General features: G+C 74.5%; 28 protein-coding genes. 9 read left to right on the top strand and 19 right to left on the bottom strand.

The features are described from left to right. Positions 1-5: 5 nt before the first annotated feature. The 3 genes from ACZ6ZR_RS22560 (at position 6) to ACZ6ZR_RS22550 (ending at position 2111) form a co-directional block, all read left to right on the top strand. Positions 6-512: a MerR family transcriptional regulator gene (locus ACZ6ZR_RS22560; RefSeq protein ID WP_465644954.1), complete on the top strand. Its 507-nt coding sequence runs from the start codon at positions 6-8 to the stop codon at positions 510-512. Beyond that, the gene (locus ACZ6ZR_RS22555) at positions 458-1474 is read left to right on the top strand and encodes an aldo/keto reductase (protein WP_465644952.1); all 1017 of its coding nucleotides are present in this window, start codon (positions 458-460) and stop codon (positions 1472-1474) included. The genes ACZ6ZR_RS22560 and ACZ6ZR_RS22555 overlap by 55 nt, the downstream gene beginning before the upstream one ends. A 64-nt stretch (positions 1475-1538) precedes the next feature. Further along, a complete protein-coding gene (locus tag ACZ6ZR_RS22550; protein WP_465644950.1) occupies positions 1539-2111 on the top strand; it encodes a dihydrofolate reductase family protein in 573 nt (190 codons plus the stop codon). Between the two features lie 14 nt (positions 2112-2125). On the opposite strand, the gene ACZ6ZR_RS22545 is transcribed toward ACZ6ZR_RS22550, so the two are convergent. Then, positions 2126-2743, bottom strand: coding sequence for an RICIN domain-containing protein (locus ACZ6ZR_RS22545; RefSeq protein ID WP_465644948.1), 618 nt, complete (start codon positions 2741-2743; stop codon positions 2126-2128). 266 nt (positions 2744-3009) lie between these two features. Beyond that, the gene (locus ACZ6ZR_RS22540) at positions 3010-4200 is read right to left on the bottom strand and encodes a type III PLP-dependent enzyme (RefSeq protein ID WP_465644946.1); all 1191 of its coding nucleotides are present in this window, start codon (positions 4198-4200) and stop codon (positions 3010-3012) included. Positions 4201-4551: 351 nt separating this feature from the next. On the opposite strand from ACZ6ZR_RS22540, the gene ACZ6ZR_RS22535 reads away from it, so the two are divergent. Continuing rightward, a complete protein-coding gene (locus ACZ6ZR_RS22535; protein WP_465644944.1) occupies positions 4552-5448 on the top strand; it encodes a DUF4232 domain-containing protein in 897 nt (298 codons plus the stop codon). A gap of 15 nt (positions 5449-5463) precedes the next feature. Here ACZ6ZR_RS22535 and ACZ6ZR_RS22530 read toward each other — a convergent pair whose 3' ends face one another. From ACZ6ZR_RS22530 to ACZ6ZR_RS22500, 7 genes are all read right to left on the bottom strand, one after another. Next, positions 5464-6375 carry a DJ-1/PfpI family protein gene (locus ACZ6ZR_RS22530; protein ID WP_465644941.1) on the bottom strand — a complete coding sequence of 304 codons (912 nt, stop codon included), beginning with the start codon at positions 6373-6375 and terminating at the stop codon, positions 5464-5466. A gap of 217 nt (positions 6376-6592) precedes the next feature. Continuing rightward, complete coding sequence (locus tag ACZ6ZR_RS22525) at positions 6593-7027, bottom strand: RICIN domain-containing protein (RefSeq protein ID WP_465644939.1); 435 nt, start codon at positions 7025-7027, stop codon at positions 6593-6595. Between the two features lie 76 nt (positions 7028-7103). Further along, complete coding sequence (locus tag ACZ6ZR_RS22520) at positions 7104-8276, bottom strand: alpha/beta hydrolase (RefSeq protein ID WP_465644937.1); 1173 nt, start codon at positions 8274-8276, stop codon at positions 7104-7106. Between the two features lie 160 nt (positions 8277-8436). Beyond that, positions 8437-8799, bottom strand: a complete 363-nt coding sequence (locus ACZ6ZR_RS22515) for an MmcQ/YjbR family DNA-binding protein (RefSeq protein ID WP_465644935.1) — start codon at positions 8797-8799, stop codon at positions 8437-8439. Between the two features lie 70 nt (positions 8800-8869). Continuing rightward, positions 8870-10084: an acyltransferase family protein gene (locus tag ACZ6ZR_RS22510; RefSeq protein ID WP_465644933.1), complete on the bottom strand. Its 1215-nt coding sequence runs from the start codon at positions 10082-10084 to the stop codon at positions 8870-8872. 55 nt (positions 10085-10139) lie between these two features. Further along, entirely contained in the window at positions 10140-11306 is a 1167-nt protein-coding gene (locus ACZ6ZR_RS22505) for an alpha/beta hydrolase (protein ID WP_465644931.1), read from the bottom strand. 203 nt (positions 11307-11509) lie between these two features. Beyond that, a complete protein-coding gene (locus tag ACZ6ZR_RS22500; protein ID WP_465644929.1) occupies positions 11510-12151 on the bottom strand; it encodes an NAD(P)-dependent oxidoreductase in 642 nt (213 codons plus the stop codon). Positions 12152-12250: 99 nt separating this feature from the next. Here ACZ6ZR_RS22500 and ACZ6ZR_RS22495 point away from each other — a divergent pair, with 99 nt between their 5' ends. Then, positions 12251-12595, top strand: coding sequence for a winged helix-turn-helix transcriptional regulator (locus ACZ6ZR_RS22495; RefSeq protein WP_465644927.1), 345 nt, complete (start codon positions 12251-12253; stop codon positions 12593-12595). On the opposite strand, the gene ACZ6ZR_RS22490 is transcribed toward ACZ6ZR_RS22495, so the two are convergent. Together ACZ6ZR_RS22490 and ACZ6ZR_RS22485 are read right to left on the bottom strand one after the other, a co-directional pair. Further along, positions 12589-13263 carry a response regulator gene (locus ACZ6ZR_RS22490; protein ID WP_465644925.1) on the bottom strand — a complete coding sequence of 225 codons (675 nt, stop codon included), beginning with the start codon at positions 13261-13263 and terminating at the stop codon, positions 12589-12591. The two genes, ACZ6ZR_RS22495 and ACZ6ZR_RS22490, sit on opposite strands and share 7 nt — an antisense overlap. Beyond that, the gene (locus tag ACZ6ZR_RS22485) at positions 13260-14180 is read right to left on the bottom strand and encodes a sensor histidine kinase (protein WP_465644923.1); all 921 of its coding nucleotides are present in this window, start codon (positions 14178-14180) and stop codon (positions 13260-13262) included. The genes ACZ6ZR_RS22490 and ACZ6ZR_RS22485 overlap by 4 nt, the downstream gene beginning before the upstream one ends. A gap of 40 nt (positions 14181-14220) precedes the next feature. On the opposite strand from ACZ6ZR_RS22485, the gene ACZ6ZR_RS22480 reads away from it, so the two are divergent. Then, positions 14221-14352 (top strand): hypothetical protein, encoded by a 132-nt coding sequence (locus tag ACZ6ZR_RS22480; RefSeq protein WP_465644921.1) that lies wholly within the window; start codon positions 14221-14223, stop codon positions 14350-14352. Positions 14353-14657: 305 nt separating this feature from the next. Here the strand turns inward: ACZ6ZR_RS22480 and ACZ6ZR_RS22475 are convergent, their stop codons facing one another. The 6 genes from ACZ6ZR_RS22475 to ACZ6ZR_RS22450 are packed head-to-tail and all read right to left on the bottom strand — an operon-like array spanning position 14658 to position 22154. After that, positions 14658-17399, bottom strand: a complete 2742-nt coding sequence (locus tag ACZ6ZR_RS22475) for a TIR-like protein FxsC (RefSeq protein WP_465644919.1) — start codon at positions 17397-17399, stop codon at positions 14658-14660. 35 nt (positions 17400-17434) lie between these two features. After that, the gene (locus ACZ6ZR_RS22470; protein ID WP_465644917.1) at positions 17435-18406 is read right to left on the bottom strand and encodes an AAA family ATPase; all 972 of its coding nucleotides are present in this window, start codon (positions 18404-18406) and stop codon (positions 17435-17437) included. Next, complete coding sequence (locus ACZ6ZR_RS22465; RefSeq protein WP_465644915.1) at positions 18403-20649, bottom strand: VMAP-C domain-containing protein; 2247 nt, start codon at positions 20647-20649, stop codon at positions 18403-18405. Before ACZ6ZR_RS22465 ends, ACZ6ZR_RS22470 begins: the two co-directional genes overlap by 4 nt. Before the next feature lie 6 nt (positions 20650-20655). After that, positions 20656-21072: a CU044_2847 family protein gene (locus ACZ6ZR_RS22460; RefSeq protein WP_465644913.1), complete on the bottom strand. Its 417-nt coding sequence runs from the start codon at positions 21070-21072 to the stop codon at positions 20656-20658. A gap of 55 nt (positions 21073-21127) precedes the next feature. Further along, positions 21128-21328, bottom strand: coding sequence for a DUF397 domain-containing protein (locus ACZ6ZR_RS22455; protein ID WP_465644911.1), 201 nt, complete (start codon positions 21326-21328; stop codon positions 21128-21130). Beyond that, positions 21318-22154 carry a helix-turn-helix domain-containing protein gene (locus ACZ6ZR_RS22450; RefSeq protein ID WP_465644909.1) on the bottom strand — a complete coding sequence of 279 codons (837 nt, stop codon included), beginning with the start codon at positions 22152-22154 and terminating at the stop codon, positions 21318-21320. Before ACZ6ZR_RS22450 ends, ACZ6ZR_RS22455 begins: the two co-directional genes overlap by 11 nt. Positions 22155-22247: 93 nt before the next feature. Between ACZ6ZR_RS22450 and ACZ6ZR_RS22445 the strand changes: the two genes are divergently transcribed. Beyond that, complete coding sequence (locus tag ACZ6ZR_RS22445; protein ID WP_465644907.1) at positions 22248-22445, top strand: hypothetical protein; 198 nt, start codon at positions 22248-22250, stop codon at positions 22443-22445. Continuing rightward, positions 22442-22735 carry a hypothetical protein gene (locus ACZ6ZR_RS22440; RefSeq protein ID WP_465644905.1) on the top strand — a complete coding sequence of 98 codons (294 nt, stop codon included), beginning with the start codon at positions 22442-22444 and terminating at the stop codon, positions 22733-22735. Before ACZ6ZR_RS22445 ends, ACZ6ZR_RS22440 begins: the two co-directional genes overlap by 4 nt. A gap of 7 nt (positions 22736-22742) precedes the next feature. Here ACZ6ZR_RS22440 and ACZ6ZR_RS22435 read toward each other — a convergent pair whose 3' ends face one another. Beyond that, on the bottom strand, positions 22743-23174 hold the full coding sequence (locus ACZ6ZR_RS22435) for a nucleoside deaminase (RefSeq protein WP_465644903.1): 432 nt from the start codon (positions 23172-23174) through the stop codon (positions 22743-22745). A 14-nt stretch (positions 23175-23188) separates the two neighbouring features. After that, positions 23189-23986: an LLM class flavin-dependent oxidoreductase gene (locus tag ACZ6ZR_RS22430; RefSeq protein WP_465644901.1), complete on the bottom strand. Its 798-nt coding sequence runs from the start codon at positions 23984-23986 to the stop codon at positions 23189-23191. A 94-nt stretch (positions 23987-24080) separates the two neighbouring features. Here ACZ6ZR_RS22430 and ACZ6ZR_RS22425 point away from each other — a divergent pair, with 94 nt between their 5' ends. Continuing rightward, on the top strand, positions 24081-24545 hold the full coding sequence (locus ACZ6ZR_RS22425) for an Lrp/AsnC family transcriptional regulator (RefSeq protein WP_465644899.1): 465 nt from the start codon (positions 24081-24083) through the stop codon (positions 24543-24545). Positions 24546-24644: the final 99 nt, after the last annotated feature.

Here is a 24644-nt window from a genome sequence, read left to right as displayed (position 1 = left end):
ACCGCGTGACGACGATCCAGACAGTCCTGAAGCGCTGCGAGGCCCGCACGCAGCGGACCACCGAGGCCGACCCGACGCCCCGGCACGGCATCGGCGAGGTGGCCGAGGCCACCGGGCTGACCGCGCACACGCTGCGCTGGTACGAGCGGATCGGCCTGCTGGACCCGGTCGACCGCTCGCACTCCGGGCAGCGCCGCTACAGCGACCAGGACCTGCGCCGGCTGGAGTTCCTCAACCGGCTGCGGCTGACCGGGATGCCGGTGGCGGACATGCTCCGCTACGTGGAGCTGCTCCGCGCGGGCGACCACACGCAGGCCGGCCGCCGGGAGCTGCTGGTGGAGCACCGCGAGGACATCCGGCGCCAACTCAGCGACCTGCACGCCACCCTGGCGGTCCTCGACCACAAGATCGAGCTCTACACGGACGCCCTCGAAGACGAACAGACCAGGAGTCAGCAGTGCAGCAGCAGCACCTCCTTCCCACCGTCCCCCTCGGTCGCGGCGGCCGGCTGATCGGCGCCCAGGGCCTCGGCTGCATGGGGATGTCCGAGTTCTACGGCCCGACCGACACGGCCGAGGCCCTGGCCACCCTGGACGCCGCGCTGGAGGCGGGCGTCACCCTCTTCGACACCGCCGACATCTACGGCTCGGGCGCGAACGAGGAGCTGATCGGCCCGTTCGTCCGGGCCAACCGCGACCGCGTCGTGCTGGCCACCAAGTTCGCCATCGAGCGCCGTGCCGAGGACCCGCGGTACCGGGCCGTGCGCAACGACCCGGAGTACATCCGCTCCGCCGTGGACGCCTCGCTCAAGCGCCTGGGCGTGGACGTGATCGACCTCTACTACATGCACCGCCGCGACCCCGCGGTGCCGCTGGCCGAGTCGGTCGGTGCCATGGCCGAGCTCGTCCAGGCGGGCAAGGTACGGGAGTTGGGCCTGTCCGAGGTGACCGGGGCGGAGCTGCGGGAGGCGTACGCGGTGCACCCGATCGCCGCGCTGCAGTCCGAGTGGTCGGTCTTCTCCCGGGACGTGGAGCGCACCGCCGTGCCGGCCGCCGCCGAACTGGGCGTCACCTTCGTGCCCTACTCGCCGCTCGGCCGGGGCTTCCTGACCGGCTCCTTCGCGGCCGCCGAGCAGCTCAGCGAGGGCGACTACCGGCGCTACCACCCGCAGTTCAGCGGCCCCAACGCGGCGGCCAACGCGCAGCTGGTGGAGCCGATCAGCGCGATCGCCGCCGAGCGCGGCCTGACCCCGGCCCAGGTCGCGCTGGCCTGGGTGCACCAGCGGGCCCAGGTGCACGGCCTGACCGTGGTGCCGATCCCGGGCACCCGCAAGCGCAGCCGGCTGGCCGAGAACACCGCGGCCGCCACGGTGGAGCTGACCGAGGCCGAGCTGGCCCTGCTGGAGCCGATCGCGGGGAAGGTCACCGGCGACCGCTACGCCGACATGAGCTCCACCTCGGCGGCGCGCGAGTGACGCTTGTCGGTCACCACGGCTAGCCTGAGGGCATCCTGATCATCCGTCAGACACCGAGGTCCAGATGCGCACCCTGATCACCACCGCCTTCGTCTCGCTCGACGGCGTCGTCGAGGCCCCCGGCGGCGAGCCGGGCTACCGGAACTCCGGCTGGACCTTCAAGGACGTCGAGTTCCTGCCCGAGGCCTACGAGATCAAGGGGCGCGAGCAGGAGGAGGCCGCCGCACTGCTGCTCGGCCGGGTCAGCTACCAGGCGTTCAGCCCGGTCTGGCCCGGCATGGCGGAGTTCGCCGGCTACAAGGCGATGCCCAAGTACGTGGTCTCCACCACGCTCGGCGAGGACGACCTGGTCGACACCTGGGGCGAGACCACCATCCTGCGCTCGCTCGACGAGGTGGCCGCCCTCAAGGAGACCGAGGGCGGCCCGATCATCGTCCACGGCAGCGCCTCGCTCAACCGGGCGCTCTCCGACGCCGGCCTGATCGACCGCTACCACCTGCTGGTCTTCCCGCTGCTGCTCGGCGCCGGGAAGCGGCTGTTCAGCGAGGCCGACAAGGACGCGCAGAAGCTGAAGCTGGTGGAGTACGCGGCCTACGCCAACGGCATCCAGAAGCAGGTCTTCGACGTCGTCCGCTAGCGGCCGTCTCCGGGTCAGGCGTTGACGACCCGCCACCACTGCTGCGACTGGAAGTTCTTCTGCCACAGCTGGGCCTGGGCGCCGTTGCCGGAGACGTTGGTGTCCCGGTCCAGCACGGTGTTGTAGTTGTTGTTGTACCGCCAGTTGTAGAGCGCGAGGTCGTTGGCCCGTCCGAACCACTTCTGCTGCGTGGTGCCGTTGCACTGCCAGAGCTGGACCCGGGTCCCGTTGTTGCCGTTCCCGTTGGTGTCCGCGTCCAGGCACATCCCCCGGAAGCGCACGCTCTCGAGGCTGTAGTTGTCCCAGGAGATCCACTCCTGCTGGGTGCTCCCGTTGCACCCCCAGACCTGCACCTTGGTCCCGTTGCCGCCGTTGTTGGCGTCGGCGTCCAGGCACTGACCAGTCGTCACCGAGTAGAGGCTGTTGATCCGGACGTAGTAGCCGGTCGCGGCCAGCCCCGGGCCGGCCACCCGCTGCGCACCGCCCTGGGCGGCGGAGGCGGCCTGCCCCAGGGTGAGCCTGGTGGAGGGCGCGGCCGCCTTCGCGGTGGCGACGCCGGGGGCCGCGACCGCACACAGCGCGGCCGTGAGCGAGGCGGCGGACAGGGCGAGGAGAGTCTTGCGTGCACGCATGGAAATCCCCTGAACGCGGAGCGGGGAGGGCCGGTCCGGCCGTCCTTGTGCCGCTGCGCAACGGGGCCAGCCTGCCGAACGGCGTGCCGCCCGCGCCACGGGAGGCCGCCAATCCCGTTGCGGAGATAGAACCCCATGCGGATACGCAACTTCCGGCCGGTCGTATGCGTCGGGCCCTTGGGTCGCAACGGCCGGGGCAGGTGGGAGCCGAGGGGCCCCGCCCCCCACGGCGGGGCCCCTCGGCCGTTGGCGGGCCCGGGTCGGGCTCAGGTGCCGGTGCCCACGAAGGCGACCGGCAGCGGGGCGAAGCCGTTGAAGCCCCGGGTGCTGTAGCTGGGGGCGTAGGCGCCGCAGGAGTGGATCCAGACCGGGTCGCCGGAGGCCAGCGCGGCCGGTACGGAGACCAGGCCGTCCCGGTGGGCGTAGGCGTCGTCGCTGTCGCAGGTCGGGCCGGCCACCACGGCGGGCAGGTGCGGGCCCTCGGCGTGGCCGGGGAACTCCAGGCGGTACTGCAGCTGGTCCATCTCGTAGAGGCCGTTGAACTTGCCGCAGCTGAGGTAGAGCCAGGCCTGCCGCTCGCCGTCGAGCTGCTGACGGACCGACAGCCGGGCCACCTCGGCCCGGATCGCGCCGTGGTCGGCCACCAGGTGGCGGCCGGGCTCCAGACGGAAGCCGAGCGGGGCGGCGGCGGCCTCGGTGAGCTGCTGCATGCCCTCCCGGATCACCGTGAACATCTTGTCCAGCGGCGGGTCCAGCCGCTCGCCCCGGCGGTCCAGGTAGCCGAGCGCGGGCAGGCCGCCGCCCAGGTTCACGTGGTCGGGGTGGATGCCCCGGCGGCCGAGCGCCCGCAGCACCTCGGCCAGCGCGTCGAAGGCGTCGCGCCAGGCCCCGGCGGTCATCTGCTGCGAGCCCACGTGCACCGACAGCCCGGACGGGACCAGCCCGGAGGCCCGGGCCACCGCCATCACCTCGACGGCGTCCGCCGCGGAGCAGCCGAACTTCTGGCTGAGACCCCAGAGCGCCCCCGCCCCGTCGGTGGCCAGCCGGCAGAACACCCGGGCCCCGGGCGCGTGCCGGGCGATCGCGGTGACGTCGGCCAGGCTGTCGGTGGCGAAGTCGCGCACGCCCAGCGCGTACGCCTCGGCGATGGCGCGGTCGGACTTCACGGTGTTGCCGAAGTGCACCCGCTCCACCGGCACCCCGGTCCGCAGCGCCTGGGCGATCTCGCCCGGGCCGGCCGCGTCGAAGCCCGCGCCGCGCCCGGCCAGGGTGGCCAGCACCTCGTCCACCGGGCAGGCCTTGAGCGCGAACCGGACGTCCACGCCCGGCAGTTCGCGCTTCAGCGCGTCGTACTGGCCGGCTATCCCGGCCAGGTCGTAGAGCAGCACGTCCTGCTCGGCGGCGGCCAGCGCGGCCAGCAGTGCCGGGCTCGGCCGGGCCGTCTGATGTCTCGTCATGTGCCTTCCCCCAGGCCCGGTCACGGTCCGATCGGCGCGTGGCCGCGGTTGCCACGTACTCCGGCGCGCGGCGGTGTCCCGGCGAGCTCGCAAGCCGGGACCTTCGGGGCACCTGGCCCGTGATCCCAAAATGGACTAGACCAACTTGCCGTGTCAACCTGTGCCCGGGCCGGCGGCCGGCTACCCGAAGGTAGTGCCCGAACAGGCAACTCTCCCTGCCCTCTTGGCAGTCCGGGGCCGGTCGGCGGTGGTGGCGGCCTTCCGGGCGGTACGGCTTGTTGTGGCGGAACCGTTGCGATCGCTGTGGGGGCGGTCACTGCGCGGGGCGGTGGCGTCTGCTTCGATCGGGGGATGCACCGTTCGCGCGCGATCTTCCCGGTGGCCCTGGCCCTGGCCGGGCTCCTCCCGCTGGCCGCCTGCGGTTCGCGGGCGGCCACCTCGCCCGGCGGCCCCGCGCTGCCGCCGGCCGACGGCGCCGAGTGCGCGGTCGCCGCGAGCGGCCGGGCCACCCCGAGCCCCACCGCCACCGCCCGGGACGGCGTGCGGATCATCGCCGCCGACCCCACCTGCGTCGAGTTCGAGGTCGCCAACCCCGAGGCCGAGGCGTACGTCTACACCGTCACCATCGACCTCGGCGCCCCGACGGCGGACAACTCCACCCGCACCCTGCCGTACGTCGGCGGCGGGCGGACGGTCCACGAGGCCGTGCGGCGGTTCGACTCCCCGGTCGGGGACCGGGCGGGGAGCGCTGCCCGGCTCCGGGCCCCCAAGGTGCTCCTGGTGCGCAGCGTCCCGGTGGCCGAGGCCCCGCCCGCCCCCGGGATCTGCCCGCCCTCCGGGCTGAGGCTGACGGCCGATCAGGGCAGCGCCGCGATGGGCCTGCGGGCGGTCGGCCTGCTGCTGGAGAACTGCGGAACGGCGCCGCTGCGGCTGAACGGCTTCCCGGCGGCGGAGCCGCTCGGCCTCGACCACCGCCCCGTCGACGGGGTCTCGGTGCTGCACGGCGGCTCCGCCATCGCCGGCGGCACCGGCGCCGAGGACACCGCCCGGGAGTTCGACCTCCGCCCCGGCGAGTCCGCCCACTCCGTGATCACCTGGCGCAACACCACCGGCACCGAGGGCGCCCCAGTCCTCGCCCCCTACCTCCGTGTCCGCCCCGTCCCGGGCGCGGCCCCCGTCATGGTCACCCCGGAACTCGACCTCGGCACCACCGGCCGCCTGGGCGTCGGCGCCTGGGTGAAGGCCTGACGAGGTGACGGGGCGTCACCGGCGCGGCACCGGCGAGCCGGAGCGCTCGGGGTCCCGGCCGGCAGCGGTGCCCGGCCCGCCGAGGGTGCCGACGATGCCGATGGTGCCGTCGGGCAGGGTACGGACCGAGCGGACCCCGGGCAGCAGGTTGAGCAGCAGGCACGGCGTGGCGATCAGGGCCGCGGCGGCCAGCAGTGTGGTGCCGGTCCCGAACAGCTCGGCGGCCGGGCCGGCGGCGGCGTAGCCTGCCGGCATCGCGATGAACGAGATCGTCCAGTCCAGTGAACTGACCCGGGCCAGCAGTTCCTCGGGGAAGAGCTGCTGCTGGACGGTGGCCAGCACCTCGTTGACCAGGGCCGTCATGACGAAGGTCACCGCGACACCGACGGCGATCACCGGGACCGGGGCCGGGCCGGCGAGCAGGGCCAGCGGGCCGATGCCGAACAGGGCGGTCAGGTTGGTGGTGACCAGCGGGCGGCGCGGGCGGTACCGCAGTGCCGCCAACCCCGCCGCGGCCGACCAGTGCGTGGTCGCCGTCCGGCCTTCGAGCAGCCCGGCGGCGGCCAGCAGGTGGGCGCCCGTGCACAGCGCCACCACCCGCCGGGCCGACGGCGCGACCCGGGCGACCCACGCCACCACGTCCCGGTCCACCCGTGCCACCTCGCCCTCGGGCCCGGCCTCGACCGCCCCGGGCACCAGCAGCGTGTCCACCCCGTCCACCACCTCGGCGAAGGCCCGGTCCGCTACCAGCCGGACCCCCGCCGAGGTGACCACCTCCCCGCGCGCCGCCCCCGCCAACTCGACCCGGTACCCGGCCGCGCCCGCGGACTCGCGCTCAGCCAACGCGAACACCTCGGCCGGGCCGGTCACGTCGAGGAGATCGACACCGGGAAAGACGGCGATGACGACACGGCGGCTGCTGGACATGCCCCCATCCTGACCCCGCCGCCGAGCGGCCACAACGACGATCCCCCGTCACATCCGGACACGCCCCCGCCGTCGTCAGCCGCTCACCGGCGGTTCGGGATCCGCGTCCTGACGGGGCGTCACGGCGACTGGGGGGACCAGCAGTGGGAGCAGGCCGAAGAGCGTCATCCCGGCGTTGCCGAGGGGTGCCGGGGGCAAGACGGATCTTGACGGGGCGTCAGGCCGGGTCGAGGTGCCACCACTGGGCGGGGTCGTCCCGGTCCTCCCACTGGCGGGCGGTGCCGTCGGGGCCGATCTCCAGGGTGCGGCCGCTGATCAGCGCGACCAGGTTGAAGGTGTCGGGGGCGTCCACGTGGCGCTCCAGCAGCCAGTCCTGGGCGCCGAAGCCGTTCGGGGTCCAGAGCTGGACCGGGACGCCGTCCTCGGTGCGTGCCCCGGCCACGTCCAGCCGGCGTCCGCTGCCCTCACTGGTGAGGTGGTAGAGCCCGCCGCCCGGGTGCACGGCGGAGATCCGCCAGAGCTGGCCGGGCGAGCCGTCCGGCTCGGCCACGCACAACTTGGCGCCGCTGCGCCGCCGTTCGTCGGCCACCGTCAGCAGCCGGCCGTCCGCCGCGCTGCGCAGGTGGTGGAGGCCCTCCCGAATCACCGTCATGGCCCCACCGTACGGCGGAGGTCCGTCAGCGGCGGTGGCTCGGGCGGCCGGGTCCGCGAGGTGAGGCCCGGGCCGCTCAGTTGGCGTCGCGGGGGACGGCCGGGCGGACGTCGCCGTAGTGGCCGAGGCCGAGCTCGGCGAAGTTGCGCAGGCTGGCCGTGTCGGGGGAGAGGTAGCCGGCGTGCCCGGCCGCCCCGGCGGAGGAGATCACCACGGAGCCGAAGGCGGGGGAGGTCGGGTCGGCGCCGTGGCCGAGGCCGCCGACCTCCAGGTAGGGCACGTTGCCGATCCAGTCGCTGGGGTTGCGGGTGGCCCAGACCCGGACGCCGGTGCCGAGCGCCGACGCGTCCGACACCCCCATCCCGGGGCTGCCGAAGACCACCATGTCGGTGCCGTTGTGGATGGCCGGCGCGGCCGTGCCGCAGACCACCGAACCGTAGGAGTGGCAGAACAGCGCCGGCGGCGCGTCCGTCCTGTTGGTCACCGCGAGGCCGTCCAGCAGCCGCTCCAGCCGGGGCGCGGCGGCCTCGGCGAGCCGGGAGGTGACGGCGTCCGGCCCCAGGCCGACCGGGCTGACGTACCCCGTCCAGGCGATCACCGCCGTGCGGGTGCCGGAGGCGCGCCGCTTCTCCTCCTCGTACAGCGCCCGGGCCATCCCGGCCGGCGAGCGCAGCGGCTCCGCCGCCTGGTCGAAGTGGCCGAGGTCCGACTCCGAACCGGGTACCAGCACCGAGACCCGCTGGGCGCTCTCCAGGTCCCCGTACACCTCGCTGACCAGGCCGCGGCCGCGCGGGTCGAAGGCCAGGATCTGCCGGCCGCGCTCCAGCAGGTGGTCGCTGTCGTTGGCCCGGGCCTCGGCCAGCGCGCGGGCGCCGGCGGTCAGCTCCGGGTCGGCGGCCTGGGTCCGGGCGCGGTCGCGCTCGGCCTCGACGGCCAGCCGGTTGGCCCGGTAGCGAAGGGCGGGCGGGACGCCGTCCAGGTTCCCGACCACCAGCGGGTGCTCGGTGACCAGCCGGTCGGTCTCGGCGGCGGACAGGGAGGCGAAGAAGGTGGCCACGTCGCGCGGGGCGGCGCTCGCCGGATCCGGCAGCACCCGGCCCAGCGAACGGTCGGCCACCCACTGGGCGCTGCCGGTCGGAGGCGTGGTGATCGCGATCTGCTCGCTGCCCGCCGCCGCCTGGGCGGCTGCCGCGCCGGTGTCCGCGAGCACCGCGACGGTGGCGAACAGGCCCATCGCGGCACGCTTCATCCGGCGCCTTCGCTGCACCTCACGGGGGGTGCGCTCATGCGGGGTGCGCTGCGGCAACTGGTCACCATCCTCGGGCTCGTGGTGATACCACCGCCGGCTCTTCGTCAGCCAGCGTAGGTGCTCCGACCGGACACCGTGCCCGGCTAAACTGTGGGATGGCTCACAGGGTTCCCCCGGTTCCGCCACCCGCGTCGAACTCCCTGACCAGCCGCTTCGGTGCGACGCTCCGCCAGGCCTCCGCCATCAGCTCGCGCAGCTCCCCGCCGTCCACCCCGGCCAGCCGCACCAGCACCCACCCGTGCCGCCCCACGTACGGCGCCGAGGAGAACACCTCCGGCTCGGCCGCCAGCAGCTCCGTCTGGTCCTCCTTCGAGGCCTTCACCGTGACTTCCCCCGACCCCGGCGTCCCCATCGCGAAGATCTTCTCCCCGACCCTGAGCGTCACCGTGGTCTCCCACGTCACCCGCTCGCCCGCCTCGGGCAGGGCCAGCCCCATCTCGCGGAACTGATCGAACGTCACCATCCCGCCACCCTAAGGCTTTCGCGCACCGGCACCCGGCGTGTCGGCGGTCGGCGTCCCGGCCGACGGGGCGTCAGAGGGCGCCGAGGGCCTGGACGGCGAAGAGGGCGGCGGCGGTGGTGAGGGCGGCCTTCCACGGGCGGGGCAGGCGCCAGGGGGCGTCGAAGCGGCGGGCGTACCTGGCGATGCCGGCCAGGACCACGGCGAAGACCGGGAGCCAGGCGAGCCGGGCGAGCACCCAGGCGAGCGAGTCGGGGGCGGTGGTGAGGCCGGGGACGGTGGTGTCGAGGGCGGAGGCGAGGGCGCCGACGGAGAACATCGCGGTCTGGTGCCAGCAGAAGATGGTCATCGCCGAGAGGTTCACCGCCACCACCGGAAGCCAGAGCAGCGGCCGCCGCAGGGCCTGCCCGATCCGCTCGCGCAGCAGCATCGCCGCGCCGCACTGCGCCGAGGCCAGCGCCAGCACCAGCAGGGACGGCGGGTGCGAGTTGGTGCGGGCCGCGCCGGGGACGCCGACCATGCTGGCCGGGTAGTGGAAGACGGTCAGCAGGACGGCGAACAGGGCGGCGCCGCCCAGCGCGAGCAGCCAGGCGCCCGCCCGCCGGATGTGCCCCTGCGCCCAGGAGACGCCGAGCTGGTAGCCGAACAGCCAGCCGGGAAGCAAGTTCAGCAGGGAGAGCCAGGAGGGCACCGAGTCCGCCCACGGCCCGTACCGCAGCACGTCCACCACGGCGACGGAGGCGAGCAGCGGGGCGGCGGCCCAGCCGCGGAGCCGGCGGCCGAGCCGCAGGCAGAGCGGGGTGAGCGCGGTGAGCGCCAGGTAGATGCCGATGTACCAGAGCGGCTGGACCACCAGCACGGTGCCGGTCCGGACCGTCCCCTGCGGCACCCCGAGCGCGCCGAGCAGCGGCGCCAGCAGCGCCCAGACCGCCGCCACCCCCAGCACCGGCCGCAGCAGCCGCACCGCCCGCTGCCGGAACCAGTCCGCGGTGGAGGCCCCGCGCTCCGCGGCCCGCGCCAATGACTTCGCCGAGGAGTACCCGCCGACCAGGAAGAAGACGCCGAGCATCTGGAGCACCCAGCTGAGCGGGGCGAAGAAGCCGAGCGTGGAGAGCGGGCTCTCGTTGTGCAGCACGCCGTCCGGCGTGGTGGTGAAGCCGCCGAGCATCCAGTGGCCGAGCGGTACGGCGAGCAGCGCGACAGCGCGCAGCCCGTCCAGGGCGCGGTCGCGGGTGGCGGGGGTCTTGGCGTCCACGGCGGCGGCGGAGCGCCGGATTCGGGTGAGCACGGGGGAGCCTCTCTGAGGGTCTGAGGGTCTGAGGGTCTGGGGGGCTGAGGGGGAGTCAGCTGGTGGCGGCGGCCGAGCAGGCCGGGCCGTCGGCGGCGCAGTCGACGCGGGCGTCCTCGCCCAGCGCGATGGCGGTGGTGTTGGCGAGGGAGGTGGTGCCGGGCACCAGGTAGCCGCTGTGGCCGTGCGAGCCGGTGGAGCTCACCAGCCGTGCGCCGTAAGCGGGTTCATCCGGGTCGGCGCCGTGGCCGAGGCCGAAGAGGGAGACGTTCGGGACCTTGTCGATCCAGTCCTCGGCGTTGCGCTTGACCACCCAGAGCGGCACCCGCAGCGCGTCCGCCCCGGTCACGTCCATCCCGGGCGAGCCGAGCGCGACCACGCCGCGCACCTGCTCCGGCTTCGGGTCGGCGAGCCCGCAGACCGCCGTGCCGTAGCTGTGGCAGACCAGGGTGACCGGCCCGGTCACCGGCGTCAGCCCGTCCAGGAAGGCCGAGAGGCGGGCGGCGCCGGCCTCCGCCAGGCGGGAGGTCGCCGCGTCCAGGCCGACTTTGACGGGGGTGGTGTAGCCGGTCCAGGCGATCACCGCGAGCCGCTCGCCGGAGGCGGCGCGCAGCGCTTCGGCCGCGCCGCCCGGGGTGCCGTAGTGGGCCGAGGCCCGGTCGCCGGTCATCAGGTCGATGTCGGAGCCCGGCACCACCACGACGGTGTGCCCCGCCTGCCCTGCCTGCCCCAACTCGCCGAACACCTCGGCGTACTGGCCCCGCCCGCGCGGGTCGAAGGCCAGGATCTGCCGCCCGCCCAACTCCGCGTACCGGGCGGCCCGCGCGGCGGCCGCCTTCCGGTCCCGCTCCGGCAGCGCCGGGTCGGCGGCCCGGGCCAGCTCGTGCCGCCGCTCCTCCTGGAGCGCGAGCGAGTTGGCGAGGTAGCGCAGCCGGTACGGGGCGCCATCCAGGTTCCCCACCACCAGCGGGTGGCGCACCGCCAGCGCCCGCTGCTGTGCCTGCGGCTGCCCGGCGAAGAACTCCGCCACCTCGGCGGCCGTGGCGCGGCCCGGCTCCGGCAGCCGCACCCCGAGCGTGGTGTCGGCCACCCACGCGGCCGCCCCGGGCGGCGGGCCGGTGACCGCCCGCTGCCCGTCCGCCGCCGCCCAGCCGCCGGCCCCGCCGACCGCCAGGACCGTCAGCAGCCCTGCGGCCAGTGCCCGCCTCAGTCGCGCCTTCATCTCGCTCCGCCTCTCCTCGCGCCGCTCTTGACGGAGAGGAAGGTACGAAGCCGATGCCTGACGGGACGTCACCCCGCAGCGCCAACCCCGTGCTCATACCGGGGTACTACGGGGACCAAGGGGGAGCACGCTCCCGGTACGACGGAGCCCGCCCCGAACCGTGGTCCGGGGCGGGCTCCAACATCCTTCTCTTCAGGGGGAGTTCAGTGCGAGACCGCCCACTGCACCCGGTGGTGCCGGGGTGCCTCGATCTCGTCCAGCAGCGCCACCGCCAGGTCCGCGTGCGAGATCCGCCCCCGTCCCACCACCGAGCCCACCGCACCCTGGTACTCCCCGGTGGCCTCCGCCCCCGCGTCGAGGTCCATCGGCGGGACCACCATCAGCCAGTCGAGCTCGGGCCCGGCGGCGGTCAGTAGCTCGAACTCCGCGACGTGCCCCTGCGAGAACACCCGGTACTCCTCGGGGAACTGCGGGTCGTCCATCACCCGCACCCCCGGCGAGAACTCCAGGGTGGTGGCGATGCCCAGCGTCAGCAGCCGCCCCACCCCCGCCCGTCCGAGCCCCTCGGCCATCGCCCGGGCGGCCGCCGTGAAGTACTCCTCGGCGGGCAGGTCCAGCCGCACCGAGGCGTTCACCGCCGCGTCGTGCCCCGCCGCGACCGCCGCCACCGACCCGGCGTCCGTGGCGTCCCCGCGCACCACCGTCACCGCGTCCTGACCGCCCAGCGCCGGGTACTTCGCCGGATCCCGCACCACCGCCGTCACCGTGTGCCCGCGCCGCACCGCCTCCGCCACGGCGGCGCCGCCCACGCGCCCGCCGGCCCCGAACACCACGATCTTCCCCATCGGATTCCTCCCTCGAAGGGCCCGTCCGGGCCCGCTGCGGGACGACCGTACGAGGAGGGACCCCGGTTACTTCAACGGAACCGGCCCTATGGTGTGGGTATGACCACGCCCCTGGAAGCCGACATGTTCGACCCGGACTGCGGCCGCCGGATGCCCATCCGGGTCGGCGACAAGTGGAGCGGCATGGTGCTGCGCTGCCTGGCCGAAGGACCCCGCCGGTTCGGCGAGTTGAAGGTGCCGCTCGGCGTCACCCCGAAGGTGCTCACGGAGACGCTCCGCGCCATGGAGCGCGACGGCTGGGTCAGCCGGACCGCGTACGAGGAGAACCCGCCCAGGGTCGAGTACGCCCTCACCGGTCTGGGGCGCTCGCTGCTCGGCCAGTTGGACATCGCCTGCACCTGGGCGCGCGATCACCTCGACCAGCTGCCCCCGAAGTCCTACTGACCCGGGGTCACCAGGCCGGACTCGTACGCCAGCACCACCGCCTGGGCGCGGTCGCGCAGGTCCAGCTTGGCCAGGATGCGGCCGATGTGGGTCTTCACGGTCTGCTCGGCGACCACCAGCCGTTCGGCGATCTCCTGGTTGGACAGGCCCCGGGCGATCAGCTCCAGCACCTCGGTCTCGCGCGGGGTCAGCCCGTTCAGCTGGAGCTTGCGGTCCCGGCGCGGGGTGGGCTTGTTCCGCGCGAAGTCCTCGATCAGACGGCGCGTCACCGAGGGCGCCAGCAGCGCCTCCCCGGCCGCCACCACCCGGACGGCGGCGATCAGGTCGGCCGGCGGGGCGTCCTTGAGCAGGAAGCCGGAGGCCCCGGCCCGCAGCGCCTCGTAGACGTAGTCGTCCACGTCGAAGGTGGTCAGCATCAGCACCTTCGGCCGGTGGACGACGCCCGGCGGAGGATCCAGCAGGCGGCGGGCCGCCTCCAGGCCGTCCATCTCCGGCATCCGGACGTCCATCAGCACCACGTCCGGATGGGTCCGCCCGCTGACCTCCAGCGCCTGCCGGCCGTCGGGCGCGTCGCCGACCACGTCGATGTCGCTCTGCGCGTTGAGCAGCGCGGCGAACCCGGCCCGGACCATCGCCTGGTCGTCGACGATGATTACGCGGATGGTCATCGGGGGCTCTCTCCGGTGCTGTTGACGGGCAGTTCGGCGGCGACCCGGAAACCGCCCGAGGCGGTCGGTCCGGTCTCCAACCTGCCCGACAGTAGCCGGACCCGCTCACGCATTCCCACCAGCCCGTGCCCGGTGCCCTCGCCGCTCTCCACCCCCGGCGTCCCGCCCGGCCCGTTCTCCACCGTCACCAGCAGGGTCCGGCCCTCCAACGCGACCACCACCTCCGCCACCGCGCCGGGCGCGTGCCGCACCACGTTGGCCAGCGCCTCCTGCACGATCCGGTACGCCGACAGACTGACGCCCTGCGGCAGTTCGCCGAGCTCCCCGTCGTCGTCCCCGCCTCGCAGCGAGGCCCGCACCCCCGCCTGACGGACCGTCTCCACCAGCCGGTCCAACTGCTCCACCCCCGGCTGCGGCGCCCGGTCCGGCGCCCCGCCGTCACTGCGCAGCACCCCGAGCAGCCGCCGCATCTCAGCCAGCGAACCGCGCGCCGCCGCCGCGATGGTCCCGAACTCCTCCACCGCCTCCGGCGGCAGCCCGCTCAACCGGTACGGCGCGGAGTCCGCCTGCACGGTGATCACCGACATGTGGTGGGCGACGACGTCGTGCAACTCCCGTGCGATCCTGGCCCGTTCCTCCAGCAGGGTGGAGCGCTCCCGCTCCGCCTCGCTGATCCGCTCCTGCTCCGCGAGCTTCTGCTGCGCCTCCCCGCGGCCCCGGACCGTCCAGCCCAGCAGCAGCACCGCACCCGAGATCGCCACCGTGATCACCGCGGTCTGCCCGGCCCGGGGCTGGTGCAGGTCACTGGCCACCACACTGGCCGCCACGGTCACCAACCACACCGCCAGCAGCGTCCGCCCACGCTCGCGCAACGCCAACGCCGCCATCAGGAACACGTACCCGAGCAACGTAGGCACCGGCCACGGCCAGGCCCCGGCACTCTCCGGCGTCCACGCGGTGGCCAACGCCCCCAGCACCACCCCGGCCGACATCACCCACCACGCCGCCAACGGCCTGGTTACCGCCACCACCAACGGCACCGACTGCGTCAACGCCAACGCCCCGGCCACCGCCACCGGCAGCCCGTAGTCATTCGCCAACACGACCGTGCCGGTCGACAACAACGTGACCGCCGCCGCCACCGCCAACAGGTAAGGCAACGCCCGCACCCACGCCCGCTGCGCCCCCGCAAGCAGCGGCACATGCCCCTCGGCAGGCGCCAACAACGCCCGCCCGAGATCGCCGAGCTGATCGCCGGCCCACTGGACGGCCTCGTTCACCGGAGGAGGAACCTGCATCTTCACCCCAGCCACCCTAGGCGCCCACCGCGCGGACGGGCTCGTACCCAGGTCCGGTCTTCGGCGTAGTACCGGGGTATGACGCGCGGTTCCGCGCTACGGGAGGTCCCGGCCGGTCCTCGGCCGCCGCTCCGTGCCCGGCACGTCGACGTCGAGGGCCCCGAAGCCGCGGTCCGCCTCCCTCATGGCCGAGCGCACCGCCTCGTCGAACCCGGTTTCGCCGTCCACCACCACCACGCCCACCCACGGTGCTCTCGTGTGGGTGAACCGGTCCAGGATTCCCTGGCGGTTGAAGTCCTGGAGGGCCCGACGGTCCACCAGGACGACGGCGGGGGCGGTCGGCGGCGAGCCGGAGTCGAACACCTCCAGCTCCTCCTCGACGCCGTGTGCGCTCGGTGCGAACCCGAGCTCCTGCGCGATCCTCGCCGCGTGTTCCGCCACGCTGTGCGGGGAGCTGGACGGGAACGGGACCCAGTCCAGCCGCCGCGGGCCGTAGTGCCGCGGGTCGGTGCCGTCCGGCCGTTCGTCCGCACGGTACGCGATGACGGAGATCCGCATCGGGTGGACGCGCGGTGCGGTGAAGGCGTTGGGCTGGGCGGTGAAGTCCAGGGCCGGCCCGCCGCCCTCGACCACCGTGTCCTGCGCCACCTCGACGATCCGCTGGGCCAGCCGGTGCACGGCCAGTTCGTAGGAGCTCCGGAGGTGGCTGAGCCTGATGAGCCCGTACAGTCCTTCGGCGGCGTAGTCCTCGCCGAACGTGCTGTGACGGTGCGGGAGTTGGCGTGCCACCTCGGGGATCTGGCGGTTGTGCGTCGGGACCCAGAGCGCCGGCACGATGCCACTGGCGGGTTCCGGGCCCCGGAGGGAGTGGACGGGGCGCTGGGCGAAGGTGTGCCACTCCTGGCCGCAGCCGGTGCTGGCGAAGTAGCGGGGCGAGTAGAGCGGCACGAAGACCCGGCACTCGGCGAGCTCCTGGGAGACCGCTCGTTGCCACCGGTCGTCCAGGTGAGTGCCCCGGTCCATGAAGCCGACCGGCCGGCCGGCCGGGAGAGCGGTCCAGGAGAGGACGGATTCGCTGAGGTCCTCGAAGAACTTGGTGATCCAGCGGTCCGGATCGCCGGAGCCACCGGGCTGCGGAGTGCGTGCGTAACTGAGGAAGAAGTAGGCGCCCCGGCCGGCCTCCGGCCGGGGGCGGGCGGTGGCCGTTGCGGCGGACCGCCGTCGCGGGGTGGCCGGCCGGGAGGGCCGTGGCTCGGCCGGTCCGTCGGCGACGGCCTGGGGCGCGTCGGGCTCCAGACGGCTCAGCAGGCGGCCGGTGGCGACCGCGAATTCGCCCCGGCCCGCCGGGCCGGGGCCGTCGGAGGCCAGCCGGGCCGGGAAGCCGGGCCCGGCGTCGGCCAGCCGCTCCAACCTGCCGGAGACCGCCCGCCGCAGAGCGCGCAGCTCGGTGGCGGGCACCAGCTCGGCGAGTTGTTCCTTGACCTCCGCGACGAGGTCGAACTGCCGGTGCTGGAGCGGCTGTTCCGAAGCCTCGGCCGGAGGCGCCACCGGACGGAGCAGCCCGCCCAGCAGTACCTCGGCCAGCTCCACGCTGCCTGGTCGCGGCCGGCCGGCGGACGTCGGGGCGGCGAGTCCGACCAGCCGCATCGCGGGCACGCTCAGCGGCGCCAGGTGCGCGATGTACGCCGCCAGCCGTCGGGCGCCCGGCGAGGCCGCGCGCAGGAAGTCCTCCAACTCCTGATCCGCCGTCAGCGGCCGGCGTCGGGCGGCGGCAGCGGTCTCGGGCACCGGCCACTCCTCCCAGAGCGTCAGTCGCGCGGTGCCCCCGCTGGCGACCAGCCCGGCCCAGGGCTGGAGCGACGCGGGGGAGAGCTCCAGGACGGGGACCGGCACCCGGCCCCCGGCCCGGAGCCCCTCGGACGCCCAGGACGGCATCTGCCAGCGGGAGTTGGGGACTCCGGCGGCGGAGCCGGACACCGGGTACGGGTCGCCGGCCACCCCCGAGCCGGGCCACATCCGGCTGGGTAGGGTGTGCAACAGGGCGGTCGGACCCCGGCGGCCCCAGCCGTCCAGCACTGCCCGCATCCGGCCGTCCCGCCAGGCGGCGCCGGCGCCGTCGGTGACCACCAGGACCAGGGTCCGGCCGGTGGTGTCGGTGACGGCGGCGGGGGAGCGGGCCGGCCCGGCCGCGTCGAACGGGCGGGCCCGCAGACGGACCGGGCCGGGGCCCCGGTTGCGCAGGCCGACCACGGTGATCTGCCGGAACCCGCCCAACCTGCCGAGCAGCGCGTCCAGTTCGGCTACCAGCCTGCGCCAGATCAGCATCGGCACACCGTCGTCCACCACCAGGACGCAGCGTAGCCAGGGCTCCCGGCCCGGCCGGAGCACCAGCTCCGGAATGCCGGTCTCGGCCCAGCGGGTCGCGGTCGCGGACTCGTCCAGCTCTCCACCGCCCGGTACGGTCCGGCGGCGGTTCAGCGGGCGCAGTGCCCGTGCCAGGTCACGGGCGTCCGGCAGGGCCCGGGGCTCGGGCAGCCCGGTCTCCCTGGTCCCGCCGGGCCCGGTGCCGGGAGCGGTCCCCGTGTAGAGCCGGCGGGCCGGGTGCTCGGCACCCTCCGGCCCGGCCGTGCCCTCGGGGGCGGGATCGGTGCCCGCCGCCGCCCCGCCGCCGTCCGGCCCGGCGGCCCGGTCCCCGGGCAGGGGGTGGCGGGTCAGCGGGAGGGCGAGGTCCGGCGGCAGGGTGCGGGCCAGCCAGAGCACGTCCAGCAGTTCGTGCAGGTCCAGGTCGGCCCCGGAGGCGCGGAGCACCTCGCGGGCCCGGTCCAGTGCCGAGCTCATGTCCCTCCCTTCTCCTCGGGCGGCGCCCCGGCGGATCAGACCGTGCCGCCCAGGTTGTGCAGGACCGCCTCCAGCAGCCGGTGCGCGTCCAGGTCCACCCCGCCCTTGCGGAGGAAGACCGCGTTCAGCAGCTGATCGGTCGCCAACTCCCGTTGGGTGCGCCGCTCCAGGAACTCGGCCAGCACGTCCTCCGCCCCGGCCAGCGCCCCGGCACCCAGGTGGGCCTCGACGATCTCCTGCAGCGCGGCCGCGTCGGGGTCGGGCAGTTCGAGCCGGAGGCAGCGGCGCAGGAAGGCGGGCGGGAAGTCCCGCTCGCCGTTGCTGGTGATCACCACGACCGGGAACTCGGTGCAGTGCACCAGACCCCGGGTCACCGGCACCGTCTCCCGGCCCGGGTCGGCGGTCAGCACCCGGACCACGGACTGCTCCTCGGGGAGCCGGGCCAGCTCCGGGATCTCGAAGCTGCCCTCCTCGAAGACCGTCAGCAGGTCGTTCGGCAGGTCGACGTCGCCCTTGTCCAGCTCGTCCACCAGGAGCACCCGGGGCCGCCCGGCCGCGACCAGCGCGGTACCGACCGGCCCGAGCCGCAGGAACGCGCCGATGTCCGGCTCGGGCCGGTCCCGGCCGGTCTCCCGGGCCAGGGTGGCCTCCCGCAGGCGGCCGATCGCGTCGTACCGGTAGAGCGCGTCGGGCAGGTTGGAGCGGCTGTTGACCGGCCAGTGCAGCACCTGACCCAGGCTCAGTTCGTGGGCCAGGGCGTGTGCCAGCGAAGTCTTCCCGGTGCCGGGGCGGCCGGTCACCAGCAGCGGACGGCGCAGCTGCAGCGCGGCGTTGACCACGTCCACGTGCACGGGGTCGATCCGGTAGGGGCGGTGCCCACCGCCCGCTGCGGCTGGTCCGCCGAGCCGGCGCCAGGGCGGCACCGGTGGCAGGTCGGGGGTGCGCGGGCGCCCGTCCCCGCGGAAGATCCGCCAGGCGTCGGCCGGTTCGGGCGGTGCGGCGTTCACGGTCTCTCCTCCGGGTCGGTCAAGGCGAGGGTCTGCGGCAGCGGCCTGGTCGGGTCCTCGCGGGCCAGTACCGGACGCAGCGGGAAGCGCTCCGCGTAGCCGAAGGCACCGGCCCGGTAGCTGCGGACCCGTTCGGGGAGCGAGTGCTCGGGGCCGCCGGGGTCGATCGGCGCGAAGTGCCCGGCCTGCAGCACGCCGTCGGCGGCGCGGTCCCAGATCACCACCGGTACCCCCATCCGCAGGCACTTCACCGCGAGCTGCACCCGGCGCTCCGGGTCCGGTCCGCCCAGCACCACGCAGGTGGCCGCCCGGTGGCTGAGCAGCGCGCTGGCCACCTGCCGGGGCTCCTGGTGGTCGCCGTCCAGGTGCAGCGGTGGGCTGACCGTCCGCCAGCGCCACCGGAACGCGAGGGCCTTGGCCCGCTCCCGGCTGCGGACCGGGTCCAGGTCGAGCGCGAGCCGGACCACCACCGGGTGGACGGTGCCGAGCGGGCGCGGCTCGTCCCCGTCGGCCAGCTCCTCCGGGTAGGCGGTGTCCCACTCCTCGACCGCCAGCCCGAGCTCCTCCTTGTCCAGGACGAACTCGACGGTGGGATAGGGGTCCTCGCCCTCGTCCTCCCACCCCGCCATCACCGCGCGGAGGTCCCGGGCCACCTCCTCCGGGGTGCCCGGCCGCCCGCCCGGGCCGTCCACCGGGCGCAGCTCCCCGTCCCCGAGGTCCACCCAGAGCGCGCAGCGGAACCGTCCGGCACCGGAGCGCTGGTACCTGGTCAGCCGGACCACCAGCCGGGACGAGCCGTTCTCGGTGCTCGCCCCCGCCCCGGCGCCCGCCCAGTCCTCGGCGTCCGCCCGGTAGTCGCGCAGTGCTTCCAGGGAGACGTGGAGACGGTCGGCGGCGTTCTCGTCCCAGGCCCGGAGCCGGCGCGCCAGGGCGGTCCCGCCTCCGGTGCGGAGCGCGGCGGCCACGTACTCCACGAAGCGCAGCAGTTGGGGCACCCGGCGCGGGCCCCGCCCCCGTTCCGTGGTCGACCGTGCTGGCCGGTACTCCTCCAAGTGCCGCACCAGGGACGCCGTCCTGCTGCCGGAGCCCTCCGGAACGGGGCCGCCCAGCAGGGCCGGCGGGAGGTCCACCCGGGGCAGCGCGGCGGCCAGCAGCGCGGTCAGGGACGGCAGTCCGGGTGCGGGTGGTTCGAGGGCCTGTTCCAGCATGGCCACCAGCCGGCCGTACTGCTCCGGCGAGAGCAGTCCGGGCACCGCCAGCTCCTGCCCGAGGTCCAGCAACCGGGATGCCTGGTCGGGGTGGTGGAGGCGGCGGTACTCGGCCAGGGCGGCCAGCGCACGGGGCTCGGCGAGCAGCAGGGCCGCCATCCGCTCCACGGACGGGGCGGTGCCGGCCGGGCCCCGGCCCAGGTGGAAGAGCTCGGCCAGGTGCGCGGCGCTGTCGGCCCGCTCGGTGGTGCCAGGGAACAACTCGCCGATGAGGTCGGAGAGTTCCGGGAGTCCGTCCTGGAGCGCGGTCGCGGGCTCCGGGTGTCCGGGCAGCAGCAGCGCGACCGCCCGGGCGGGGCCGAGGGCCCGTTCCAGCTCGGACCTGACGGTCTGCCAGGAGAGCACCAGGCTCCGGTCGCCGAAGCCACCGGTCCCGCGCAACTGCCCCGCCACCAGACCGACCACGGCCTGGTCCGCCGCCGACCACAGCGGACCGCCGCTGTACCCGGGGCCGATGGCCGGGCCGGACGCGGCCGCGTCCACGTAGCTGCGGTCCGGTTCGCAGACCTGGACGGTGGTCGAGGTCGCCGAGACCGCCTGGCCGGTGCCGTACCAGGCACGCAGCTGCTGACCCACCGTCATCGCGGCCCAGGGCTGCGGGAGGGCGTCCGGGGACGGCTCCCCGTCCAGCCGGAGGACGGCCAGGTCGCCCAGCCACTCCACGGCGCTCTCGGGGGCGGGGCCCCCGTCGGCCGACCGTGGAGCGAGCCAGGCCTCGACGCGGGCATGGCCGGGCGGTGCGGCGGATGCGGAACCCGCCGGGAACGCCACGTCCAGCCGGGCGTCCGGGGCCGGGTCCGAGGCCTCGAACAGCCTCCGGCCCAGCGCGGCGTTCACCACGTGGGCGCAGGTCAGCACGTACCGGCCGTGCAGGTACACCCCACCGCCCACCGGCTGTCCGTCGGGGCCGATCACCGACACGAACGCCGCGCGGATCCCCGTCTCGGCCGCGTCGGACCCGTCGAACCACCCCACCCCGGGTCAGCCGGCCGCGCCGGGCTCCGCGGCGGCAGCGCGCGGCGCGAGCTGCCAGGTGGCCGAGACCGTCAGGCTGGCCTCGGCGCTGCCGCCCACCACGCCCAGCTTCAGGTCCGCCCCCAGCTGCACCCCGAACTCCACCGACACCTCGTGCGGCCGGCTCGGCACCGAGGACACGGTGTCGTGCACCTGCTGCAGCAACGGCACCAGGGGACTCAACGCCGTCCGCAGCGCCCCCTCCCCGAGCGCGGTCAGCCGCTCGCCCAACTCCTCCGCCCGCCGCCCCACCGGCTCCCCGCCCCCCAGCCCGGGCGGCAGGTTGGCAGGGGCCGGACCCGCGGGCGCGGTGGCCTGGACCGGGAAGGTCCGCAGCAGTACGGCTGAACCATCGTCAAAGGTGAACTCGAGATAGTCGGACACGCAGACGATTGTGCCGATGCCACCCCACCGCCGGAGCGGATTCCACCGAACTGGCTCAGCCGAAGTGACCGGCCTTCACGGCCCGGACGAAGGCGTCGAAGGCAGCGGCAGGAAACAGGAGCGCGGGCCCGCCGGGGTCCTTGGAGTCGCGGACGGGCACGAGCCCGGGGACGTGGTCGGACACCTCGATGCACTCGCCGCCCTGGCCGCTGTACGAACTCTTCCGCCAGGAAAGCCGATCCGAGTTAGCGCGCATGTTCCAAGTCCTCTCGTGCAGCGCGGATGAGGGCCAGTGAGTCCGTCCGCGACAGTGCCTCGACCTGGAGCCGAGCATAGAGCCGCTCCCACTTGGCAACGGTGGATTTCTCCCGTTCCAGGTATCCGCGTTGGAACGTCTCGGTATAGCCGAGTACGGTGCGATCCGGCATCGTCAGCAGCCACAGCGTGTCGCTGAGCGGGCGCCGTTCCGCGAGACTGTGCGGCGCGATCTGGAGGACCAGGTCGGGGCGCTCGGCGAGCCGTTCCAGGTGGGCGAGCTGCTCGGCCATCACGGACGGACCTCCGATCGGGCGATGGAGGCAACTCTCGTCCAGGACGGCGTAGACGAGCGGGCCGTCCTTCCTCGTGAGCAGGGTCTGCCGAGCCAGCAGGAAGGCGATCCGTTCCTCCGCCTGTTCGCGCGTGACGTCACCCCAGCCCACCGGAGCGAGACCATAGGCATGTGCGTACCCCGCGGTCTGGAGCAGCCCGGGGATGACGCCGAGTTCGAAGACGCGGATCTCCGCGGCCTTGGACTCCTCCCGGGCATACTCCGGGAAGCCCTCGATCAGCATCGAGTGCTGGAGCTGCCACCACATCAACTCCAGTGTCCCGCCCGTCTCCAACACCTCGTCCGCCTTCGGGGCGAACCACGGTGGGGGCTGGCGCTCGGCGCGTTCGATGTAGGACACGTACGAGTCGGAGCAGTTGAGCTTGCGCCCGAGGTCGGCCTGGGAGAGGCCCCTCGCCTTCCGGCTGCGCCGGAGCTGCATGCCGAACGCCGCCAGCGGCGACACCGACGGATCCAGGTCGCGGAGATTCATCAACAGCCCCCACTGTCCAGTTGAAATCCCTTCCGAGCCTAGCCAGCCGACCGCCATCGTGGAGGCCGAACGACGACACAGAGGAGTCATTCAGTGACCGAAAGCTGCAAGGCCGTCCTCCGTCCGGAGGTCGGCGAACTGGTGACCGACACCAGGTCGGGGCGCGTGGGGGAGTACCGGGACACCCTCGGGAGGGCCGCCTACCTCCGGCCGGTGGGCGGCGGGTGCGAGTGGGAGACCGACCCGGCGTGTCTGGTGGCGCTCTCGGACAGCGAAGGGAACGCCAGTTGAACCACCGTCAGCAGCGCGAACGCGAGGCCCGCGAGGCGGCGCTCGCCGAGGTGGCCCTGGCCGCGGCCCGGAAGACCGAGGCCAAGAAGCAACTCACCCAACTAGACGGCGAGTTACGTCTCGCGGCCCGCGCCGCCTACGCCGCCGGGGCCTTCTGGTACGAGATCGGCGAACAGGCCGGCGTCTCCACCGAGACCGCCCGCTTCTTCCGCTACGACCAGCTGAACGGCGTCCTCCGCGAACCCGCCGACCCCATGCCGCCCCGCGTCTTCCGGGAACGCGGCGACTGACGCCCGCTCAGCGGGGGTAGTACGGTGCGACCGCCGCCCGGACCTCCTCCCAGAGGGCGGGCCCGTCCTGCGGGACGGGCCGGCGGCCGCTGCCCGGGCGGATGGTGAGGAGTTGCTCGCCGGAGAGGGCGAAGACGACCCGGCGCAGGCCGGCCACCTGGATCGCCGTCGCGCACATCCCGCACGGCTCGCAGCTGGTGTACATCGTCGTCTCCGCCGCCGCCTCCGGCGTCAACTCCCGTGCGGCCCAACGGGCCAGCTTCAGTTCGGGGTGGGCGGTGATGTCCCGGTCGGTCAGCGTGGTGTTCCGCTCCTCGGCCAGCACCACCCCCTCCCCGGAGGCCAGCAGCGAGCCGAACGGCGGGTTCCCGCCGGCCCCGGCCTCGTCGGCGAGGGCGATGGCGCGGCGCAGCAGGGGGAGGTCCTCAGGGGTGGTCATCACGAAGGCTCCGTTCAGGAGAGGGAGGTGGCCATGGCGGCCAGGGCCTGCCAGGCGGCGTCGGGGCGGCGGGTCTCCTCCGGATCGCCGCCGTAGGGATCGAGGACCACCGACTCGCAGCCCAGGGAGCGCAGTTCGGCGAGGTCGTCGAGGATCTGGCCGAGCGCCCCGGTCCCGGCGGGCCGTTCGAGCGCGTCCACCGGGGCCTCGGTGATCCGCAGGGTGATCCGGGGTGCGAAGGCGGGTGCGGAGTCGAGGGCGGCCAGCCGTCCGGCGGCGTCCCGCAGCCAGGGCATGGTGGACCGCAGCGGGTGCCAGGCGTCGCCGTACCGCACGGCCCGCCGCATCCCCGCATCGCTGTTGCCGCCGACCCACAGCGGGAACGTCCGCTCACCGGACCGCAGTTCGCGCAGCAGCTCGTCCGTCAGCCGCCCCCGCCGCTCGAACGGGACGCCGAGCGCCTCGAACTCCTGCCGGGCCCAGCCCACCCCCACGCCCAGCACCAGCCGTCCGCCGCTCAGGTCGTCCAGGTTGGCGGCCATCCGGGCGGTGAGTAGCGGGTGGCGGTACGGGGCGATCAGGACGGTGGTGCCCAGCCGCACCCGGTTGGTCAGTCCGGCCAGCCAGGAGAGGGTGGTGAAGGGTTCGTAGAAGGGGGCGGGGTAGCGCTCGGCCACGTCCGGGGTGATGGCCACGTGGTCGGAGATCATCAGCAGGTCGAAGCCCAGGTCCTCGACGGTCCGGGCCCAGGCGCGCAGCATGCCCGGGTCGGTGCCCGGGCCGAAGTTGGGGACGTTCACGCCGATCTTCACGCCGTCAAAACTACGCAATCCCGAGGGCCCGTCAGAAGACCTTCCTCCCGGCATGATCACCGATCGGCCGTGGAATCCCCGGTAGATTGGCCGGATGACCGAGAGTCTCGACCCGACCGACTGGGCGATCCTCGCCGAGCTCCAGCGGGACGGCCGGATCGCCTTCACCGAGCTGGCCCGGCGGGTGAACCTGAGCGCCTCGGCGGCCACCGAGCGGGTGCGGCGGCTGGAGTCGGCCGGGGTGGTCACCGGCTACCGGGCCGAGGTGGACCTGGCGCGGGCGGGGTACCCGGTGCCCGCCGTCGTCCGGCTCAAGTACCCGGGGCCGGGGAGCCGGCACGAGCCGCTGCGCCGCCTGCTGGCGGAGCGCCCGGAGATCCTGGAGTGCCTGCGCACCACCGGCGACGACTGCTACGTCCTCAAGATCGCGGCCACCTCGATGGCCCACCTGGAGGAGCTGGTGGACGAGCTGGCCCAACTCGGCAGCACCACCACCAACCTGGTGCTCAGTCACCCCCTCCCGCTCCGCGGCCCGGCGGCGCCGCGCCGCGAGGGCTGACCGGCGTCGGGGCGGCCGTTGGTCGAGTACGAGCGGCCGCGTCGGGACCGGGCGGGGCGGATGGCCACGGCCCGGCTGTGCACCCACGGGCCGGGGGAG

It is taken from the genome of Kitasatospora sp. NPDC088742, from assembly GCF_055584905.1.
This window is presented reverse-complemented; position numbering and strand designations above follow the sequence as displayed.

Coding starts and splice junctions, on each gene's coding strand:
- ACZ6ZR_RS22525 (WP_465644939.1), bottom strand. CDS start 7,027: ATGACGGTGATTCGGGAGGGCCTCCACCACCTGCGCAGCGCGGCGGAC.
- ACZ6ZR_RS22520 (WP_465644937.1), bottom strand. CDS start 8,276: ATGAAGCGTGCCGCGATGGGCCTGTTCGCCACCGTCGCGGTGCTCGCG.
- ACZ6ZR_RS22490 (WP_465644925.1), bottom strand. CDS start 13,263: ATGACCATCCGCGTAATCATCGTCGACGACCAGGCGATGGTCCGGGCC.
- ACZ6ZR_RS22515 (WP_465644935.1), bottom strand. CDS start 8,799: ATGGTGACGTTCGATCAGTTCCGCGAGATGGGGCTGGCCCTGCCCGAG.
- ACZ6ZR_RS22495 (WP_465644927.1), top strand. CDS start 12,251: ATGACCACGCCCCTGGAAGCCGACATGTTCGACCCGGACTGCGGCCGC.
- ACZ6ZR_RS22475 (WP_465644919.1), bottom strand. CDS start 17,399: ATGAGCTCGGCACTGGACCGGGCCCGCGAGGTGCTCCGCGCCTCCGGG.
- ACZ6ZR_RS22435 (WP_465644903.1), bottom strand. CDS start 23,174: ATGACCACCCCTGAGGACCTCCCCCTGCTGCGCCGCGCCATCGCCCTC.
- ACZ6ZR_RS22530 (WP_465644941.1), bottom strand. CDS start 6,375: ATGTCCAGCAGCCGCCGTGTCGTCATCGCCGTCTTTCCCGGTGTCGAT.
- ACZ6ZR_RS22425 (WP_465644899.1), top strand. CDS start 24,081: ATGACCGAGAGTCTCGACCCGACCGACTGGGCGATCCTCGCCGAGCTC.
- ACZ6ZR_RS22535 (WP_465644944.1), top strand. CDS start 4,552: ATGCACCGTTCGCGCGCGATCTTCCCGGTGGCCCTGGCCCTGGCCGGG.
- ACZ6ZR_RS22550 (WP_465644950.1), top strand. CDS start 1,539: ATGCGCACCCTGATCACCACCGCCTTCGTCTCGCTCGACGGCGTCGTC.
- ACZ6ZR_RS22540 (WP_465644946.1), bottom strand. CDS start 4,200: ATGACGAGACATCAGACGGCCCGGCCGAGCCCGGCACTGCTGGCCGCG.
- ACZ6ZR_RS22455 (WP_465644911.1), bottom strand. CDS start 21,328: ATGCGCGCTAACTCGGATCGGCTTTCCTGGCGGAAGAGTTCGTACAGC.
- ACZ6ZR_RS22450 (WP_465644909.1), bottom strand. CDS start 22,154: ATGAATCTCCGCGACCTGGATCCGTCGGTGTCGCCGCTGGCGGCGTTC.
- ACZ6ZR_RS22545 (WP_465644948.1), bottom strand. CDS start 2,743: ATGCGTGCACGCAAGACTCTCCTCGCCCTGTCCGCCGCCTCGCTCACG.
- ACZ6ZR_RS22500 (WP_465644929.1), bottom strand. CDS start 12,151: ATGGGGAAGATCGTGGTGTTCGGGGCCGGCGGGCGCGTGGGCGGCGCC.
- ACZ6ZR_RS22505 (WP_465644931.1), bottom strand. CDS start 11,306: ATGAAGGCGCGACTGAGGCGGGCACTGGCCGCAGGGCTGCTGACGGTC.